Raw genomic sequence first — 19,854 nt, forward strand, 5'->3', positions numbered from 1 at the left:
CGCCGGCCCGCACTCCGGGCCGGCCGCTACTGCAGCGGTACCCCCAATGACCCCACACGCCCCCGCCGTTACCCGGCTGGCGGTCGCGCTCGCCCTGGCACTGGCTGCTCCCCTGGCCGCAGCCCGCGGCGTCCCCGCCGGCTTTGAGGATCTGGTCGAAGGCCAGACCGAACAACTCGACATCCAGCTGTTCGGCCGCTCGGCCGGGCTGTCGCCGGTGCGCGTGACTTTGGAGCACGTGCAGCTGGAAGAGCCGGCGCGCGTGCTGCAGGCCCTGGACCTGCCGGCCGAAGCACAGGCGGCGCTGCTGCCGGCGTTGTCGCAGCCGCTGCCGCGCAACAGCCACCTGGCGTGCCGCTTTGGCGGCGCCACGGCGGGTTGTGGCTACCTCGATCCACCCGAAGACCCCACTGCGGCGCGCGCGCTGTACGACGAAGGCGAGGGCGCGGTGCGCCTGTTCGTGGCGCGGCAGTGGATTCCCGGAGAGCCGGCCGCCGAGCGTTACCACACGGTCACGGCCAACGCCGAAAACGCCTTCCTGCACCAGCAGACGCTCAACGTCAGCGGCGGCCGCGACCATCAGGCGCTGTCCGCGCGCGGCGTAGGCACGCTGGGACTGTTTGATCGCGCTCACCTGTCCGCCGACTGGTACTACACCCAGCAGCGCTACCGCAGCCGAAGCGACGACGACTTCCAGTTCGACAACGTCTATTACCGCCATGACCTGGGCCAGGCGCACTACCTGCAGGCCGGGCGCATGGACCGCCGCAACCTGTCCAGCCCGCAGGGCGGCACCTTCAGTTTCAGCATGCTGCCGCTGGACCGTTTCCAGGGCGCGCGCGTGGGCACCACCCAGGCCTATGTGGACACCGATGCCGCCGTGCAGGCCACGCCGCTGACGGTGCTGCTGGCGCGCGACGCACGCGTCGATGTGTTCGATGGCGAGCGGCTGCTGCAGACGTTCTACCTGCAAGCGGGCATCAACCAGATCGACACGCGCAATTTCCCGTTCGGCAACTACCTGGTGCGCATGCGCGTCTACGAGGACGGTGTGCTGGTGCGCACCGAGGAGGCGCCGTTCGACAAGGGCGGCGACTGGACCAACAGCCAGTGGCAGTGGTTCGTGCAGGGCGGCCGCCGCAACGAGCGCCGCAGCGACCGCTTCGACGGCGAACGCGTGGCGATGGCCGGCCTGCGCGTGCCGCTGGGCCGCGACGCCGCGCTTACCGCCGGTGTCGCCAACCTTGGCGGACACAGCTACGGTGAGCTGCGCCTGGACCTGCGCCACGTGCTGGCCACCCATGAGATGCGCGCCACGCTCAGCGGCATGCGGGGCAGCGACGGCAGCAACGGCCAGCAGCACCAGCTGTCGTACCGGCGCAAGGCGTCGTGGAATCTCTACCAGCAGCGCATGCGCGGCAAGGCCTGCCAGTTCGAGGCCGATGCACGCGACCAGCTGGGCTGCACCAACTCACTCAGCGGCTCGATGTCGCTGCCGGTGGCCGGTGGCAATGTCTACGTGGGCTATACGCGGCGCCAGACCTGGCGCACCGGCTGGCATCAGCCCGGATTCGAGCAGGACCCGTTCTTCGGCCTGGAGCCATTGCTGCCGCCGGGCCCGCTGGAGCCGCGCCGCGAGCCGGTGCTGAGCCGCACCTGGCAGGCCAGCTTCAGTCGCAGCCATCGCTGGCAGGACTTCAGCGTGTCCACGCGCGTGGGCCTGTGGCAGCAACGCAGTGCCGACAGCGTGCGCGGCAGCAACGAGCGTGACCGTGGCATCTACTTCAACCTCAGCCTGACCCGCCTGCAGCGCAACCATGACAGCAGTGGCCAGCGCCGCTACGCCGTGAATGTACGCCAGCCCCAGCATCAGCGCCCGGCCATCGATTACAGCGTGGGCCAGAGCCTGCGCCAGGAGCGGGATACGCACTATCGCGAGCTGAATACCGAACTGCGTGCCAACAACAATGACCGCTACAGCGCCTCGCTGAGTGGCCAGCTGCAGAACGGCATCGGCAACACCACCGCCAGCATCGCGCACTATCAGCAGCGCGGGCGTGGCGAGACCGGCTACAGCGGCAGCCACAGCTCGGGCTTCGCACTGGGCCGCCGCGGTTTCTACTGGAGCGGTGCCAACGGCGCGGAGGCCGGCCTGGCCGTGCAGGTAGACGGTTTCGACGATGCCGACCTGCATGGCGTGGCCGCAGAACTGCAGGTGAGTGGGTCGCGCCGACAGCGTCTGCAGATCGGCGAGCGCCGGCTGCTGCCGCTGTCGTCGTACCAGTCGCATCGCGCCGAAGTACAGGACGCCAGCACGCTGGACAGCATTGCCGCGATCCGCGTGACCGGTGTGGGCGGCGCACGGCCGATGTTCCTCACGCCCGGCAAGCTGATGCGCATGCCGGTGCCGATCGAAGTGACCTACACCTTCATCGGCAATGCCAAGGACCTGGCGGGGTCGCCGCTGGGCGGCGCCCGCATCCTCAACGCGCCGGTGCCCGGCACCAGCGCCAACGGCAGCTTCGTTGCCGATTTCCCGCGTCGCGAAACAACGCTGTACCTGCTGCAGGACGACCGCCTGCTGCATTGCCCGTTGCAGGTGCGCGAGCGCCGCCAGGTGGTGCTGCTGGTCGGCGCCGTGCACTGCGAGCCGCTGGCCGTGGCCCAGCTGCCGCCCGAGATCCGCCAGCAGGCCCGCGTGACCCGCCTGCTGCAGGAACGCGCGTTGATTGCCGCCACACCCCAGACCGCTGCTGCAGGAGGTACGCGATGAGCCGGCGTTGGTTGTTTGTGTTGATGCTGGTATGTGCGCTGGTGCTGGTGATGCCACGGGCGTGGGCGCAGTGGCCGCCGGAGACGCATCCGACGGACCAGAGCAGGGACATCGTGATGAGCTGGGATCGCTCGGCGGTGCCGGGTGATGTGGAGCTGTGGGCGCCGCGGACTGTGCTGGGGTTCAGTCACGACCTCGCGTTCAAGTATGGGCAGATCCATGTGGTTTGTGGGTCTGCTTCTGATAGTGAGTTTGGGCGGTGCCCGACGGAAAGTGAGCCGAGCATGTCAGGGGGAACAACAGAGATTGCGTTGCGTCTCGTTGATCTGAGAACTGGCCTGCAAACAGAGATTCGTGCGGTGGGAAGCCTGCAGCGGGCTATGTCGGGCTATCGCTGCGCTAGCGATCTCTGGGACAGTGACAAGCGCATTCTGAACGGATCATTCTGGTTCACCTGTGGCATAGGGAGCGGGGCAGATCAGCCGCTTGGAACCGGCGTCGAGATGATCCTGCCCCAACGCGAGATTTCGCGTCTCGTTGCAGGCCACTGGAAGGCCACGATGCGCCTGAACATCAAAGCCGATCCAACCGCGGCACCCGTCGCCACCGCCACATTCAACTTCGATTTCACCGTCACCGACTACGACGCGATCTCGATCTACTTCCCCGGCTTCGACGGCATCGCACCGCTGGTCAACATGGACCTGCGCTACGACCCCATCCGCAAGGTGGTCGGCGGTTACAAGGAAGTGGACATGTGCCTGTACGACGGCGTGGGCTCGCAGAGCGAGTTCCTCGGTGTCACCGTGCGCGACAGCGGTCCACGACCACCACCAGGCCGTGACTACGCGGTCTGGCACGGGGATGGTGGCAGCGATGACACCCAGCGCCTCGACTACCAGGTCGGCCTGAAGTACGGCGGAAACCTGCTGGCCATGAAACACGGCGAGGAACAGCTGCTGCGCGGCATCGACAGCGCGCAGCTGCGGCTGGTGATGATGCCAGGCATCAGCCAGCCCGTGTACTGCGTGCTCACGCCGCTGGTACTGGAAACGCCGCCTACGCCCATCGCTAGCAAGCGGCCCGGTCTCTACGACGGCGAGCTGACGGTAGAGCTACGCGTTCCTACTGCCAAACCCTGATCCTCACGGAGCCTCATCATGAAGAAGCTGCTGTTCTGTCTGTTGCCGTTGAGCGCGCTGCTGGCCCCGCCGGCGGCACATGCCAACCTCTCCATTCATCCGATGCGCGCGGCCGTCGATACAAAACGCGGTACGCAGATCCGCGTCTACTCGCACTCCACCCAGCCGCAGTACGTGCAGGCGCGCCTGCTGCGCATCACGAATCCGGCGCAGGCTGGTGAGGAAGAGATCGAAGTCGAGGCGGCCGATGCCGCGGTTGCCATCACGCCTGGAAAGTTCGCCCTCAGTGGTGGTGGCAATCGCCTGATCCGGGTCATCCCGCTGCAGACGGTCGAGAAAGAGGTGGCCTACCGCGTCTACTTCGAGAGCGTCAGGGGCCCGGATGGAACGCTTCTCGAAGGCGACGAGCAGGCGGCGCAGGCCAACGTCGGGGTCAGCCTGGTCTGGGGCGCGTTGGTGAACGTGTTGCCCACCAACGGCAGTGTGGATCTACAACTGCAGGGCGACATCCTGCGCAACGTGGGGACCTTGCGGGTCGGCATTACAGGGTTGGCTGAGTGCAACGCCAACGGTGCCTGTACGTCCCACGACTTTGCCAGGAGCCTGTACCCCGACGCGGCGCTGAAGCTGCCGTTCCAGCCTCAACCGGACAGCACCGTGCAGCTGCACTACCGCCTGTCCAAGGACGGCTACCGCGAACACACAACCACCCTGGCGCCGAGCGCCTGAACGTTCTGGCCCTGCGTCATGTGCAGGGCCTCACTTTCGATGTCCTGTTAAGGAGAGAGAGCATGAACCACATCTATCGTCGTATCTGGAGTGCCGCCAAGCGTTGCTGGGTGGTGGGCAGTGAGTTGACCCGTCGCACCAAGGGACGTGCGCGCGCGGCGGCACGCAGCTCATCAGGGGCGCTCGCATTGCTTTGCCTGGCGACGACGAGCGTGGCAGCCACTGAACACGGCGCGGCGCTGGAGGCAGAGGAACTGCAGCAGCGCTGGGCAGATTCCGAACTGTTCCACAACGCCTGGCAAATGATGCTGCCGATGGGGAACCCAGCCCGCTCCAATGTCGCGTCGTCTGGCGGAATGGCGCCCCAGGGCATCGTCTATCAGCTCGCCATGGTGAGTGACACCGTATACAGCGACCTGCGCATGATGGGTAACCGGACCATTGGCCTGGGCTCCCGAACCATCGTCGAAGGCAACCAGTCGGCAGCCTATGGCAACGGCATCCGCCTGTATGGCAACAACAGCGTCGCGATGGGGGACGCTGTAACCGTGGATGTCTCACACGGCACTGCCGTTGGCGCGCTCTCGCGGGCGTCAGGTGGTTATGGCGCCACCGCGTTTGGCAACGACGCGCATGCCAACGGCGGCAACAACATCGCGGTCGGCAGTGGTTCGCGCGCGAACACCGGCAGTGGCAAGGGCGCGATTGCGGTGGGGGCCGATGCCTTCGCCGGAACATCGGGCTATTCAGGTGCCATCGCGATGGGCAACCAGGCGCGTGCGTCCTACAACGCATTGGCCCTTGGTTATCAGGCCAGTGCGACCAGTTCAGGCGCGGTGGCGATCGGTGCAGGTTCGGTTGGCAATGAGTCCAACGCTGTCTCGGTGGGTAGCAGCAGCATCAAGCGACGCGTGGTGAACGTGCAGGATGCTCGATTGACCGGCTCCAGTTCCGATGCCGTCACCGGCAGTCAGCTGTACTGGGCCAAGCAGGACACCAGCAGGGCGCAGACTGCGGCAGACACGGCCAAGGCAAACGCAAGCACGGCGCAGAGCACGGCGAACACGGCCAAGAGCACGGCTGAGAACGCGATGTCCGCAGCCAACGCGGCAGGCTACCTGACCGCCAGTGGCTCGACCGTGACCTCCTCGCAGCGCGCCCAGGCATCGGGAACGGGTGCGCTTGCCTCAGGCCTGAACGCGCTTGCCAGTGGCTCGGGCGCGAGCGCGCATGGATACAACGCCAAGGCCAATGCAATCGGCTCGATTGCCATCGGCTCCGGCGCGAAGATCGAGGCGACCTCCTCCAACTACGGCATCGCGATCGGCGCATCGGCGAGCACCGGCCCGACCGCGTACCAGATTGCGATCGGCTACCAGGCATCTGCTGCAGGGGGGGCGAGCTCCATGGCGCTCGGTGCATCCACCAAGGCCAATCATTCGCGTTCGGTGGCTCTGGGTGTGCTTTCGGTTACTACCGCGAATGATCAGGTATCGATCGGTAGTGACTCTGTGAAGCGGACGATCAGCGGGATGAAGGATGGGGTGCTGAGCGCCACCAGTACCGAGGGCGTCACTGGCAAGCAGCTGTTTGACACCAATGTCCAGGTGGGCGAGGTGGACCGCACGGCGAAGGCGGCGCAGACGGCAGCCGATACGGCAAAGGATGAAGCCAGCAAGGCGTTGACCGCAACGACGGTACTGGGTGGCCTTGTGGGGCAAGTGTCTGCCACAGGCAATGTCCGCCTGGGTGAGAAGAACAGCGGCACGGTGCTGGATGTGCGCAATAGCGCGAATGCGAACCGTAAGCTGACCGGCGTGGCCGATGGCTTGGTCAGCGCCAGCAGCTACGAGGCCGTCAACGGTAGGCAGCTCAGTGCCACCAATGACAAGGTGACCACGGTGGAGGGCGTGGCCAGGTCTGCGGGCGAAGACGCTTCCGTGGCGAAGATGGATGCGGCCAATGCGTTGGACGCAACAGTGGCGCTGGGCGGGCTGGTAGCGCAGGTGTCCGCGTCTGGCAATATGCGCCTTGGTGAGAAGAACAGCGGTACGACGTTGGACGTGCGCAACAGCGCCAATGCCAACCGGAAGATCAGCGGGGTGGCGGATGGGCTGTTGAGCGCCAGCAGTGCCGAAGCTGTGTCTGGGAAGCAGCTGTATTCAACCAATTCGCGCGTCTCAGAACTTGAGGGCGTCGCGCAGTTCGTAAGTATCGGATCAGCCCCCTTCAGTGAGCGTGCACAAGCCGGTGTGGCAGGTGTCGCGGTCGGAAATTCTGCCAAGACAGGGCTGGATGGAGGAACCGCGATAGGCACGTTTGCGGAGGCGATGGCGAAGAACTCCACCTCAATTGGTCGTGGGGCAGCCGTTTCTGAGGATTCGGAGAATGGATTCGCAATGGGAGCAGGTGCCCAGGTCGGCGGAGGCGCTGGCGGTGCGTATGGAGGCGTGGCGATTGGTGCTAGTGCAAGCGTTGAAGGCGGAGCTCAGGGCTCGCTGGCACTTGGAAATGGCTCACTAGCAGACGAAGAAGGAGTTGCATCATTTGGCGGTGTTGGCATGCAGCGCCGCCTTGTAAACATCGCCCGAGGCACCGCCGACCACAATGCCACCACCGTCTCCCAGCTCAAGGACTCCCTCACCACCCTCGGTGGCGGCGCAGGCATGGATGCCAGCGGCAACATCATCGCTCCTACTTTTTCAGTGCAGAGCGGCACGCAGAACACCGTCGAGGATGCGCTGATGGCACTCGATGGCGCCGTCATCACTGCAGGCCGCCGCGCGGACAAGGTGGAAGGCCAGCTGAGTTTGATCTTTCAGGATTCACCTTCGGCTCGTGCCGACGGTGTGAACCAGATCTCGCTGAATGGCGTGAATGGCATGGTGCTGACCAATCTGGCTGACGGTCGAGTGGCGCCAGGAAGCCGTGATGCCGTAACGGGCAGTCAGTTGTACGCCGCCGAGCAGAAGATTTCGCAGAATCGGAATGATCTGGAGACGATGCGCAAGGAGCGAGAGGTGGGCGCGCAGACAATGCGTGGATTGGATGCGAGCGTCATCGACTACGGTGGTGCGCGTTTGACTGGCGTGGCCGGGGCGAGGCTGTCGGCTGATAGCTCGGATGTTGTGCGCGGTAGTCAGCTCTATGAGACCAACAGTCGGGTTTCGGCCATGGAAGGAATCAGCCAGTACGTTAGTGTGGGTACGGCTCCTGAGCATGGCAGTGCTCAGGCTGGTCCGGTTGGTCTCGCCATTGGAAACTTGGCAAAGACGGGCATTGAGGGTGGCACGGCAATTGGAACGTTCGCCGAGGCAATGGGCAAAAACTCAATTGCCATCGGACGGGCGTCCACTGTCTACCAAGGCTCAGAGTCCAGCTTTGCTGTCGGAACTGGAGCTGAGGTTGGTAGGGCCGGCGAGCCTGGTGCAATCGGAGCCATAGCGTTTGGTGCTGGTTCGAGAGTCGAACCCGGGGCCCATGGTTCTATAGCGCTCGGAACCAGCTCTTATGCAGCCGAGGCGGGGGTTGCGTCATTTGGCGGTGTTGGCATCAAGCGCCGCCTCGTAAACATCGCCAACGGTACCGCAAACCACAACGCCGCCACCGTCGGCCAGCTGCGCGGCGCACTGTCCGCACTCGGCAGCGAAGTCGATGCCAACGGCAACATCGTTGGCCCCAGCTTCAACGTGCAGGGCCAGTCCCAATCCACCCTCAACGGCGCATTGGAAGCGCTCGATGGCGCAGTCGTCAGCACCACCTCGCGCGTAAACCACGTCGAATCCCAGCTCCGTTCCGTGTTCCAGGACACCCCCTCGGTCCGCGCAGACGGCACCTACCAGCTCACCCTGGCCGGCGAGAACGGTATGGTCATCTCCAACGTGGCCAACGGTCTGATCGCGGCCGGCAGCCGCGATGCGGTCAATGGCGGCCAGCTGCATTCGATGCAGCAGCAGCTCAATGGCCGCATGGATGGGCTGGAGCAGCGCATCGACGGTCAACCGCAGTCCCGCGCCATCGCGGCAGTGTCCACGGCTTCGCCATCCACCGAAGAGATCGCGCCGACGCCGGAGACCGGCGGCTCGCCGCAGGTCGCCTCGGCCGGCGAAGGCGACAAGCCGGCCCCGCAGCCAAAGTCGAAGCAGGACGACACGCCCAAGCCACAGGTCGACACCGCCGATCTGGAAAAGATGCTGGCGCGTGCCAACGAGTACACCGATGGTGCGATCAGCACCTTCGAACGTCGCCTGGACAAGATGGACAAGCGCTTCAACCGCATGGCGGCAATGAGCAGCGCGCAGAGTGCGATGGCGATGAACACCGCCGGTCTGGCCACCTACAACCGCCTGGGTGCGGGCGTGGGTTACAGCGAGGGTGAGTCGGCGATGGCAGTGGGCTACCAGCGCGTGCTCAACGAGAAGGGCTCGGCCACTTTCAGTCTCAATGGTGCGTTCACCAACAGTGGCGAACGCAGCATGGGCGTCGGCGTGGGCATCGGCTGGTAAGCGATGACGCTCCGGCGTGACGCGCGTATTCCGCCCCGCCGCGCCGGGGCCCTTGCCGAGGAAATGGCCATGTACCGTTGGGTAAGCCGATTCATCAGCTATCGCACGTTCTATCTGTGGCGGGCGCGGTATTACTACTACACCCGCAACCTGGATCGCTGGGTGCTGTTCACCCTGCTGTGCCTGTCAGGCATCGTGCTGGTGCTCTGGTACCACTGGCGGTTGACGAGCGTGCCGCCGCCGCGGGTGCATCCAGAGGCGGCCGCGCTGCGCGTGGAGAACATCACCCAGGAAGCGATCCATCGCATCGTGCTGGTCCGCCATGGTGGCCCGACGCCGGGCGAGCCGTTCACCACGCCGGAAGACGTCCGCGCCGGTACGCTGCGCACGCTGCGGGTGCGGCAGTTGCTGGACAGTGCGATGGTGTGGCAGCTGAAAGCCCATATGCTGGCCGACATGGCGGCGTACATCGATGCCACGGACAGCTGCTTCCCCTTCCCGTGCTGGCTGGTCAGCCATCGGCTGGAGCTCATGCGTGCGGCGGAGGCGGAGAACGCGGCCATCAACCGCGCGCTCGAGCCGGTGCTGGAGATCCCGTTGGACAGGATGCCCAACCTCGACGGCGGCGAGCGTGCGCGTCTGCAGACGGCATGGTCGGATCCGTTCGGCGATGTCTACAACCAGACCTGGCTGCTGGGGGACCTGCAGAACATGCACGCGCGCATGATGGTGGCGTACCCGCAGCGCGCGGGTGCGCCGTGGCTGGCGCGCCTGCTGTCCGGCGACGCGGAGGAACCGTACCGGGGCTGGTAGACCGGCAGGGCGTGTGCAGCGCCGGGCCATGCCCGGCCGCGCTTGGGTCAGACATCCGGAGGGCTGAGGCACCGTGCGGACCAACGGTCCGCACCCTCCAGAACCGGCGCAGCCGTTACCCGCCGATGTACGCGGTGATCTCCGCCTCGGCCAGCATCTGCCGCAGCTGCGATACCGACGCACGCCGCATTGGCTTCTCGTCCACCGGCGACAGCGGCGCCTGTCGCAGCGCGTCGTAGGGCAGCACCGCCAGGTCGAAGGTCAGCTCCTCGGCACTGAACACCCACACCGGCACGTCCAGGCTCCGTTCGCGGTCCATCCGCAGCCGGCGCGTCCGCGATTCGGCGGGGATGCCGTGCTCGTCGAGGAAGCGGTGCACGGCTTCCGGGTCGTCGCTGTGCAGGTGCAGCTGCACGGGACTGTTGGCGTCGGCGGTGCCATCCAGCACCGGGCCAGCCAGGCGCGGCGCGAACCCGTGCAGGAACTCCAGCGCCCGCATCGCGGCCTCGCGGCGACGCTGCAGTTCGTTGCCGTGCTGGGGGCCGGCGAACAGCCGCTGGTATTCGCGCAGGGCGTCTTCGATCTCGGTGTTGCGGGGCAGGGAGGCATCGTCGTGGATGCCGAGCCGGCTGGCGGCCTTCAACTTGGCCTGGTGGTAGTCGCGGATGCCGCCTTCGGCCATCAGGCGGGCGGCTTCGTGGGCGAGGCGGTGGCGCCGCTCGCGGGTCTGGCTGGCAGCATGCTGACGGGCGCGATGCATGCGATGACTCCTGTTGCGACCTGACGACAGACTAGCGCACGGATGTGACATCCGCGTGGGTATGGCGGATGCAACCGCTCTGGTAGGTGCCGACCTTGGTCGGCACGGGGCGCCAACCAAGGTTGGCCTCTACCGGAGCAGCATCGGTGCCAACTTACCGTTGGCACCCACCAAACCGTTACTCAGAAGATATCGAACGCGGCGGCGTCGGCCTGCGGCGTATTGAGGTTCAGGTCGTAGTCGGTCAGACGGTCCATGTCTTCCACCTTCACCCACTCGGTCGCGCCGTTGAGGGTGGCCTGGACCATGCCGCTGGGCGGCTCGTTCTGCGCGATCGGGGTGTCCTTCAGCGCGGTGCGCATGTAGTCGATCCAGATCGGCAGGGCCGCCTTGCCGCCGTACTCGCGGTAGCCCAGCGAGCGGAAGTCGTCGCGGCCCACCCACACGGTGGTCACGTACGGGCCGCCGAAGCCGGAGAACCAGGCGTCGCGGTGGTCGTTGGTGGAGCCGGTCTTGCCGCCCACGTCCTCGCGGCCGAGCACCTTGGCCTGCACGCCGGTGCCGCGCTGGACCACGTCGCGCATCATCGACACCAGCTGGTAGGCGGTACGGGCGTCGATCGCGCGCGGGGCGGTACGGGCATCGGGGTTGGCCGGCGCGGCCGGGGTTTCGGTCTTGGCTTCGGCCTTGGCCGCAGCGGCCGGGTCCACCTTCGGGGCCGGGGCGCCGAAGTTGAAGCCGTCCACCACCTGGTTGACCGGCTGGTCGCTGCTGCCGGCGCAGTCGCGGCAGGCCAGCGCCGGGTTTTCCTTGAACACCAGGTTGCCGTCGCGGTCATTGACCTGGTCGATCAGCCAGGTATCCACGCGCGAGCCGCCATTGGCGAACACCGCGTAGCCACGGGCCACCGACAGCGGGGTCAGCGAGGCGGTACCCAGCGACATCGACAGGTTCGGCGGCAGCTCCGATTCGGCAAAGCCAAACTCGCTGATGTACTTGCGCGCGTAGTCCACGCCCATGCCGTCGAGCAGGCGCACCGAAACCAGGTTGCGCGACTGCACCAGCGCCTCGCGCAGGCGCATCGGGCCGCGGAAGCCGCCGCCGTCGTTCTGCGGGGCCCAGGTCTTGCCGCGGCGGTCGCGGAACACGACGGGGGCGTCGAGCACGATCGAGGCCGGGTTGTAGCCCTTGTCGAAGGCGGCCGCGTACACGAACGGCTTGAAGCTCGAACCCGGCTGGCGGCGCGCCTGGGTGGCGCGGTTGAACTTGTTGCCGGAGAAGCTGAATCCGCCCACCAGCGCTTTCAGCGCACCGCTGTGGGCATCCAGCGAGACCAGCGCGGACTGGCCGCGCGGGATCTGGTCCAGCAGCCACTCGCCCTCCTTGGCCCCGGCGCGCACGCGCACGATGTCACCGCGCTGCACCAGCTTGCCCGGGGTCTTGTTGGTCCACTTGGCGGCACCGGCCGGCAGCACGATCTCGGTGCGGTTGGCTAGCACCACCGTAGCGCTGCCATCGGCGCCGGTACTGGCGACGATCGCCGGCAGCAGGCCGGCCTGGCCGTACATGCCGCGCAGGTGCTCGGCCAGGGCGGCGGCATCGTCGCCGGCGCCCAGCTGCACCTGCTTTTCCACGCCGTGCCAGCCGTGGCGGTGGTCATACAGCAGCAGGCCATCGCGCACGGCCAGGTTGGCCGCGGTCTGCAGGGTGGAATCGATCGTGGTGGTGACGTGGTAACCCTTGTTGACCACGTCGCCGCCGAAGCGGGCGATCATCTCCTGGCGCACCAGCTCGGCCACGTACGGGGCATCGACCTGCACCGGCGGCTCATGCGCGGTGGCGTGCATCGGCACGGCCTTAGCCGCATCGGCCTCGGCCTGGCTGACGAACTTCAGGTCGGCCATGCGCTGCAGCACGTAGTTGTCACGGCGCTGGCGGGCACGTTCCGGGTTGGAGATCGGATTGCCCGACGAGGGGAACTTGGGGATGCCGGCCAGCGAGGCCATCTCGTCCAGGTCCAGCTCGTTGAGCTTCTTGCCGTAGTAGAACTCGGCGGCGGCGGCCACGCCGTAGGCGCGGTTGCCGAAGAAACTCTTGTTCAGGTACAGCTCGAAGATCTCGTCCTTGCTCAGCTCGGACTCGATCTTGCGCGCCAGCAGGATCTCGGCCAGCTTGCGGGTGTAGCTGTACTCGGAACTGAGGAAGAACTGGCGGGCAACCTGCTGGGTGATGGTGGACCCGCCCGGCACGCGCTTGTCGTTGGTGGTGGCCAGCAGCCATACCGCGCGGCCGATGCCCATGTAGTCCACGCCGCCGTGCTCGTAGAAGCGGGCGTCCTCGGTGGCCAGGAAGGCCTGCTTCAGCTTCTCCGGCACGTCCTTCATGGTGATCGGGGTACGCCGGGTCTCGCCGAACACCGCCATCAGCTTGCCGTCGGCAGCATAGACGTACATCGGCTCCTGCATTTCCACGTCGCGCAGGGTCTGCACGTCGGGAAGCTTGGAGGAAACGGCATAGTACAGACCGCCCACGGCGGCCGCGCCGATCAGCGCCAGGACCAGGACAATCAGGAAGATCCAGCGCAGCCAGCGGCGGAGTCGAGTCATCGGGTTCAGATTCCGATTGCGAATTTCGTGGTCGCAGAGTATAGATTACGCAAGGTGGCGGCTGGGGTCGGCACCGGGGAGCGCAAGGGGAACAGTCAGGGGCTGCATGGTGAATCCGTGAAGGAATTCACAGCAGGGCCGTTGCCATTTGCTAAGAATACGTTATTAATGCTTGGGCGCAGGTCTTGCGTCCAAGTGCCCGTCGGCAGGGGAGAAACCGTGGGGCTCATCCCAAAAAGTCAGTCGCCGCTCGTAGGCGTCGACATCAGTTCGACTGCGGTAAAGCTTTTGCAGCTGTCCCGCAGCGGCAATCGTTTCCGCGTGGAACATTACGCTGTGGAACCTCTTCCGCCGAATGCGGTGGTGGAGAAGAACATCGTCGAAGTAGAGGCCGTGGGTGAGGCCATCCGCCGGGCGATGAACCGTTCAGGCAGCAAGGCCAAGCTGGCCGCTGCCGCCGTCGCGGGGTCGGCGGTGATCACCAAGGTGATCCCGATGCCGGCCGACCTCGACGAAAACGACATGGAAGCCCAGATCGAGCTGGAAGCGGTCAACTACATTCCCTATCCGATCGAGGAAGTGAACCTGGACTTCGAGGTGATCGGGTCGATCCCGAACAACCCGGAGATGGTCCAGGTGCTGCTGGCGGCCTCGCGTTCGGAGAATGTCGAGCTGCGCCAGTCCGCGCTGGAACTGGGCGGACTGCAGGCCAAGGTGATGGACGTGGAGGCCTTCGCGGTCGAGAACGCCTACGCCCTGGTCGCCAGCGAACTGCCGGTGTCCATCGACGGCGTGGTCGCGCTGGTCGACATCGGCGCCACCATGACCACCCTCAATGTCCTGCGCGGCGGCCGTAGCCTCTACAGCCGCGAGCAGGTGTTCGGTGGCAAGCAGCTGACCGACGAGATCATGCGCCGCTACGGGCTGAGCTACGAGGAAGCCGGGCTGGCCAAGCGCCAGGGCGGCCTGCCGGAAAGCTACGAGATGGAAGTGCTGGAGCCGTTCAAGGAAGCCACGGTCCAGCAGATCAGCCGCCTGCTGCAGTTCTTCTATGCAGGCAGCGAATTCAACCGCGTCGATCACATCGTGCTGGCCGGCGGCTGCGCCGTGCTCGGTGGCCTGCCGGAGATGGTCGAGGAACAGCTGGGCGTGCCGACCGTGGTCGCCAACCCGCTGGCGCAGATGACCCTGGGGCCGAAGGTGAACGCCCATGCGTTGGCCCAGGATGCCCCCGCGCTGATGATCGCGACCGGTCTGGCGCTGAGGAGCTTCGACTGATGGCACGCATCAATCTATTGCCCTGGCGCGCCGAGCGGCGCAAGCAACGCCAGCGCGAGTTCTACGCGATGCTGGGCATGGCCGCCGTCGGTGGCCTGCTGCTGTCGCTGATGATCTGGTTCTACTACGACCGTCAGGTGAGCGGCCAGATGGACCGCAATGCCTATCTGGAAGCCGAGATCGAGAAGGTCAAGGAACAGAACAAGGAGATCGACCGCCTCGACGCGCAGAAGGAACGCCTGCTGGCGCGCAAGAAGGTGATCGAGGAGCTGCAGGCCAAGCGCTCGCAGATGGTCCACCTGTTCGACGCGCTGGTGCGCACCATTCCCGATGGCGTGGTGCTGACCGCGCTGAAGCAGGAAGGTGACGTGCTGACGCTGGAAGGCCGCACCCAGTCCAACGCCCGCGTTTCGGCCTACATGCGCAACCTGGAGACCTCCGGCTGGATGACCAATCCGGAGCTGTCGATCATCGAAGCGCGTGACCCGGAGAAGGACAAGGACGGCAAGGCCGGCCCGCTGGCCGACATCAAGGCGCTGCCATACGTGTTCGTGGTCAAGGTGAAACTGCCGGCACAGAGCGAAGAGGTGTCGGCGACGCCGGGCCTGAACGCCGATGGCTCGGTGGCGACGGCGGCCCCGGCACCGGTGGCACCGCTGGCGGCAGGCCCGGATGCCGCAACGCCTGCGGCACCGGCGGCGGGACAGCCGGCAGCACCTGCTGCGCCCGCTGCACCGTCGGCCGCTCCGGCCAAGCCGAACCCGCCGGCCGCTCCGGCCCCGGCACCTGCCCCGAAGCCTGAGGGCAGCCGCCTGGCGCAGCCGCCGCAGGCCTTCAATGCGCTGCTGCAGGGGGATCGCGTATGAGCCAGAAGATCGACATCAAGAACCTGGATTTCAATGACATCGGCAACTGGCCGCAGAAGGCCAAGATCGTCTTCTGCTCGTTGCTGGCGCTGGTCATCATGTTCGTGGCGTGGATGCTGCTGATCAGCGGCAAGCGTGAGGAGCTGGCCGGCCTGGAATCGAAGGAAGTCGAGCTGCGCGCCGAATTCACCAAGCAGCAGGAGCGCGCGGTGAACCTGGGGCCGCTGAAGCAGCAGCTGGCGCAGATGGAGCAGGTCCTGCAGCAGATGCTGCGGCAGCTGCCGAGCAAGACCGAAATGCCCGACCTGATCATCGACATCTCGCAGACCGCGCTGTCCAGCGGCCTGACCAACGAGCTGTTCGAGCCGGAACAGGAGCAGATCAAGGAGTTCTACGCCGAGAAGCCGATCAAGCTGCGCATGGTGGGCAGTTACCACCAGTTCGGCGCGTTCGTCAGCGGCGTGGCCTCGCTGCCGCGGGTGGTGATCCTGACCATGCACGACATCAACCTCAAGCCCAAGGAAAAGACCGGCGGCAACGTCCGCAGCGGTGCACTGGAACTGTCCGGTACGGTCAAGACCTATCGCTACCTGGACGAAACCGAAGTGCAGGCGCAGCAGACGGCCGACGCTGGCAAGGAGGGCAAGAAGTGATGCGCGCGCAGACCGTACGTGGTGCGATGGTGCTGGCCGTGCTGCTGCTGGCCGGTTGTGGCCGTGGCGTGACCAGCACGCCCGGCGATGCACCGAACCTTGAAAAGTGGGTGGAAGGCGAGCGTGCGCGACCGGCGCAACCGCTGGAGCCGCTGCCGGTGATGCAGCAGTTCGAGACCTTCGAATACTCCGCGCAGGGCATGCGCGATCCGTTCACCGATGCCTGGACCAATCCGCAGCAGGGGAATGGCGGATTGCGGCCGGACCCAAACCGACGCAAGGAGCCGCTGGAAGGCTTCCCGCTGGATGCGCTGGACATGGTCGGTACCATCGGTACCGGCGCAGGTACCGTGGCGCTGGTGATGGGGCCGGACAAGGTCACCTACCGGGTTCGCCCGGGCGGTTACCTGGGGCAGAGCGACGGGCGGGTCACGGCGGTCTTCGAAGACCGCGTGGAGCTGATCGAACTGGTGCCGGATGGCGCGGGTGGCTGGCTGGAACGGCCGGCAACGCTCTCGCTCGAAGATCAATGATCGTTTACTGGGGATAGCACGATGACCTTTCACCAAGCCAAGGGGCTGCGTCCCATCCGGCGCTCTACCTTGAACCGTGTCAGCGCGCTGGGAGTCGCGCTGATGCTGGCCTGCGCTCCGGCGCTGGCCGCCGCACCGGCGGAAAAGCCGGCCGGCACCACCGTGGCACCGGCCGCTGCGCCGGCCGGCCTGTCGGTGGCCAAGATCGATTTCAAGCGTGGCGATGATGGCGCCGGGCGCCTGATCGTGCAGTTCGACGGGCAGGGCGCGATCCCTGACCTGCGCACGCAGGGCAACAGCGTGGTGGTCGACGTCGGCAATGCCCGGCTGCCGGCCAACCTGCAGAAGCCGATGAACGTCACCGACTTCGCCACGCCGGTGCAGCGCATCGACGCCAAGCCGTCGGGCGCCGGCACCCAGCTGGTGCTGAGCACCGGCGGCGCGGTGGAGTCGCTGGCCTACCAGAGCGGCAACGAATACGTGGTCGAGATCAGCCCGCGCCAGGCCCAGGCCGCCGTGGGTGCGGTCACCGCCGGCAGCGTTACCCAGGCGGCCAAGGCCGTCGGCCAGCGCGGCTTCACCGGCAAGCCGGTGACCTTCAACTTCCAGGACGTGCCGGTGCGCACCGTGCTGCAGTTGATCGCCGAGGAGTCCAACCTGAACGTGGTGGCGTCCGACTCGGTGCAGGGCAACGTGACCCTGCGCCTGGTCAATGTGCCGTGGGACCAGGCGCTGGACATCGTCCTGCGCGCCAAGGGCCTGGACAAGCGTCGCGACGGCAGCGTGATCTGGGTGGCGCCGCAGGCCGAACTGGCCAAGTTCGAGCAGGAAAAGGAAGACGCGCGCATCGCCATCGAGAACCGCGAAGACCTGCAGACCGACTACATCCAGATCAACTACCACAGCGCCACGCAGATCTTCAAAGCGCTGACCGAGGCCAAGGGCATCGGTGGTAGCGGCGGTGGTGGCAGTGGCGGTGGTGCGGGCAGCACGTCGCAGGAAGACAGTGGCTTCCTGTCCTCGCGTGGTCGCATCGTGGCCGACGAGCGCACCAACACGCTGATGATCAGCGACATCCCGAAGAAGATCGCGCGCATGCGCGAGCTGATCAACGTGATCGACCGCCCGGTTGACCAGGTGCTGATCGAAAGCCGCATCGTCATCGCGACCGACACCTTCGCCCGCGAGCTGGGCGCCAAGTTCGGTGTCAGCGGCAGCCGCGACAACGTGTACTTCAGTGGCAGCCTGGATGCCAATGCCGAGACCCGCAAGTCGCAGGTCGCAACCGACCTGGCCAACGCCAAGGCCGAGCGCGACTGGGAAGCCGGTGGCCGGGTCGGCCCGCCGCCGGTGAAGTCCGGCTCGGCGATCACCCGTGGCCTGAACTGGAACCTGCCGGTGGCGGCCGCCAGCAACCCGGGTTCGCTGGCGCTGTCGATCCTCAATGCCGGTTACCTGCTGGACGTGGAGCTGTCGGCCATGCAGCAGGAGTCGCGAGGCGAGGTGATCTCCAACCCGCGCGTGGTCACTACCAACCAGCGCGAAGCGATGATCAAGCAGGGCAAGGAAATCGGCTACGTCACCATCAGTGGCGGTACCGCAGGCGGCGTCGCAACGCCGAACGTGCAGTTCAAGGAAGTGGTGCTGGAGCTGAAGGTCACCCCGACCATCACCAACGACAACCGCGTGTTCCTCAACATGCAGGTGAAGAAGGACGAAGTCGACCAGCTGATCCAGCTGGAAGGCTACGGCACCGTGCCGTCGATCAACCGCCGCGAAGTCAACACCGCGGTACTGGTCGAGGATGGGCAAACCGTGGTGATCGGTGGCGTCTACGAGTTCACCGATCGCAACAGCATCAGCAAGGTGCCGTTCCTGGGCGACGTGCCGTTCCTGGGCAACCTGTTCAAGAAGCGCGGCCGCAACAAGGACAAGGCCGAACTGCTGGTGTTCGTCACCCCGAAGGTGCTGCGCGTGGCCAAGCAGAACTGAGCCCGCGCCTCCCGCGAAACGATGAAGGGCCGCCATGCGCGGCCCTTCTTCGTTTCCACAAGTAGATCCACGCCATGCGTGGATGGGCCGTTCAGCCGTTCTTGATGCCAATCGCAAGGCACCCTGCGATGATGTCGGGAACCCGTGCCGTCCTGCGCCGGTCAAAGGCCCCCATGAACCTGCCACCGCCGATGCCCGAAACCGTCCTGCCGCCGCCCGCGCCGGCCATCTCCCGCCTGCATGCGGCATTCACCCGGTTGCGCGATGCGCTGTCGGCCGAGATCGTCGGCCAGGCAGCTTTGGTGGAACGTCTGCTGATTGCGCTGCTGGCCGACGGCCACCTGCTGGTGGAGGGCGCGCCCGGCCTGGCCAAGACCACGGCGATCCGTGCGCTGGCCTCGCGCCTGGACGCTGATTTCGCCCGCGTGCAGTTCACGCCCGACCTGCTGCCGGCCGACCTCACCGGCACCGAGATCTGGCGCCCGCAGGAAGGCCGTTTCGAGTTCGTGCCCGGCCCGATCTTCCACCCGATCCTGCTGGCCGATGAAATCAACCGCGCGCCAGCCAAGGTGCAGTCGGCGCTGCTGGAAGCCATGGGCGAGCGCCAGGTCACCGTCGGTCGCCACGCCTATGCGCTGCCGCCCCTGTTCCTGGTGATGGCCACGCAGAACCCGATCGAGCAGGAAGGCACCTTCCCGTTGCCGGAGGCGCAGCTGGATCGCTTCCTGATGCACGTGCGCATCGGCTACCCGGACCAGGCGGCCGAATCGGAAATCCTGCGGCTGGCCCGAGAGCGTGCGCGTGGCGCATTGGGCGAGGCCGCGCCGGCGCCGGACAAGATGCCGATGCAGGACGTATTCGATGCCCGCCGTGAAGTGCTGGACCTGCACATGGCGCCGGCGCTGGAGCGTTACCTGGTCGAACTGGTGCTGGCCTCGCGCGATCCGTCGCGCTACGACGCCGGCCTGGGCCGCCGCATCGCCTGGGGCGCAAGCCCGCGCGGTTCCATCGCGCTGGAGCGCTGTGCCCGTGCACGTGCCTGGCTGGCCGGTCGCGACTTCGTCACCCCCGATGATGTGCGTGCGGTCGCGGCCGACGTGCTGCGCCATCGCGTGCTGCCCAGCTATGAAGCCACCGCCGAAGGCTGGGACGGCGAGCGCCTGGTGCAGGAGCTGCTGGCCCGGGTGCCGGCACCCTGAGCCTG

General features: G+C 66.3%; 13 protein-coding genes. 11 read left to right on the forward strand and 2 right to left on the reverse strand.

Going from position 1 to position 19,854, the window contains the following annotated elements; all coding sequences use genetic code 11:
* Positions 1 to 46: 46 nt before the first annotated feature.
* From BLS66_RS18000 to BLS66_RS18020, 5 genes are all read left to right on the forward strand, one after another.
* Positions 47 to 2,773 carry a TcfC E-set like domain-containing protein gene (locus BLS66_RS18000; RefSeq protein ID WP_074726463.1) on the forward strand — a complete coding sequence of 909 codons (2,727 nt, stop codon included), beginning with the start codon at positions 47 to 49 and terminating at the stop codon, positions 2,771 to 2,773.
* Positions 2,770 to 3,915, forward strand: coding sequence for a CfaE/CblD family pilus tip adhesin (locus BLS66_RS18005; RefSeq protein WP_074726464.1), 1,146 nt, complete (start codon positions 2,770 to 2,772; stop codon positions 3,913 to 3,915). The genes BLS66_RS18000 and BLS66_RS18005 overlap by 4 nt, the downstream gene beginning before the upstream one ends.
* A gap of 18 nt (positions 3,916 to 3,933) precedes the next feature.
* Positions 3,934 to 4,644: a pilus assembly protein gene (locus BLS66_RS18010; protein WP_074726465.1), complete on the forward strand. Its 711-nt coding sequence runs from the start codon at positions 3,934 to 3,936 to the stop codon at positions 4,642 to 4,644.
* A 62-nt stretch (positions 4,645 to 4,706) separates the two neighbouring features.
* Positions 4,707 to 9,149 (forward strand): ESPR-type extended signal peptide-containing protein, encoded by a 4,443-nt coding sequence (locus BLS66_RS18015; RefSeq protein WP_074726466.1) that lies wholly within the window; start codon positions 4,707 to 4,709, stop codon positions 9,147 to 9,149.
* Positions 9,150 to 9,218: 69 nt separating this feature from the next.
* The gene (locus BLS66_RS18020; RefSeq protein WP_074726467.1) at positions 9,219 to 9,962 is read left to right on the forward strand and encodes a hypothetical protein; all 744 of its coding nucleotides are present in this window, start codon (positions 9,219 to 9,221) and stop codon (positions 9,960 to 9,962) included.
* Between the two features lie 115 nt (positions 9,963 to 10,077).
* Here BLS66_RS18020 and BLS66_RS18025 read toward each other — a convergent pair whose 3' ends face one another.
* A complete protein-coding gene (locus BLS66_RS18025; protein WP_049465702.1) occupies positions 10,078 to 10,722 on the reverse strand; it encodes a hypothetical protein in 645 nt (214 codons plus the stop codon).
* 182 nt (positions 10,723 to 10,904) lie between these two features.
* Positions 10,905 to 13,328 carry a penicillin-binding protein 1A gene (locus BLS66_RS18030; RefSeq protein WP_053461282.1) on the reverse strand — a complete coding sequence of 808 codons (2,424 nt, stop codon included), beginning with the start codon at positions 13,326 to 13,328 and terminating at the stop codon, positions 10,905 to 10,907.
* 219 nt (positions 13,329 to 13,547) lie between these two features.
* On the opposite strand from BLS66_RS18030, the gene BLS66_RS18035 reads away from it, so the two are divergent.
* The 6 genes from BLS66_RS18035 (at position 13,548) to BLS66_RS18060 (ending at position 19,849) form a co-directional block, all read left to right on the forward strand.
* Positions 13,548 to 14,606 carry a pilus assembly protein PilM gene (locus tag BLS66_RS18035; protein ID WP_014038321.1) on the forward strand — a complete coding sequence of 353 codons (1,059 nt, stop codon included), beginning with the start codon at positions 13,548 to 13,550 and terminating at the stop codon, positions 14,604 to 14,606.
* Positions 14,606 to 15,472, forward strand: coding sequence for a PilN domain-containing protein (locus BLS66_RS18040; RefSeq protein WP_074726468.1), 867 nt, complete (start codon positions 14,606 to 14,608; stop codon positions 15,470 to 15,472). Before BLS66_RS18035 ends, BLS66_RS18040 begins: the two co-directional genes overlap by 1 nt.
* Positions 15,469 to 16,125 (forward strand): type IV pilus inner membrane component PilO, encoded by a 657-nt coding sequence (locus tag BLS66_RS18045; protein ID WP_074726469.1) that lies wholly within the window; start codon positions 15,469 to 15,471, stop codon positions 16,123 to 16,125. The genes BLS66_RS18040 and BLS66_RS18045 overlap by 4 nt, the downstream gene beginning before the upstream one ends.
* Positions 16,125 to 16,658 (forward strand): pilus assembly protein PilP, encoded by a 534-nt coding sequence (locus BLS66_RS18050; RefSeq protein ID WP_005418914.1) that lies wholly within the window; start codon positions 16,125 to 16,127, stop codon positions 16,656 to 16,658. The genes BLS66_RS18045 and BLS66_RS18050 overlap by 1 nt, the downstream gene beginning before the upstream one ends.
* 21 nt (positions 16,659 to 16,679) lie before the next feature.
* Complete coding sequence (locus BLS66_RS18055; RefSeq protein WP_053506170.1) at positions 16,680 to 18,650, forward strand: type IV pilus secretin PilQ; 1,971 nt, start codon at positions 16,680 to 16,682, stop codon at positions 18,648 to 18,650.
* 173 nt (positions 18,651 to 18,823) lie between these two features.
* Positions 18,824 to 19,849, forward strand: a complete 1,026-nt coding sequence (locus tag BLS66_RS18060) for an AAA family ATPase (RefSeq protein ID WP_074726470.1) — start codon at positions 18,824 to 18,826, stop codon at positions 19,847 to 19,849.
* Positions 19,850 to 19,854 lie beyond the last annotated feature (5 nt).

Origin of the sequence: Stenotrophomonas pavanii, assembly GCF_900101175.1 — a bacterium.
Taxonomy (GTDB): Bacteria; Pseudomonadota; Gammaproteobacteria; order Xanthomonadales; family Xanthomonadaceae; genus Stenotrophomonas; species Stenotrophomonas pavanii.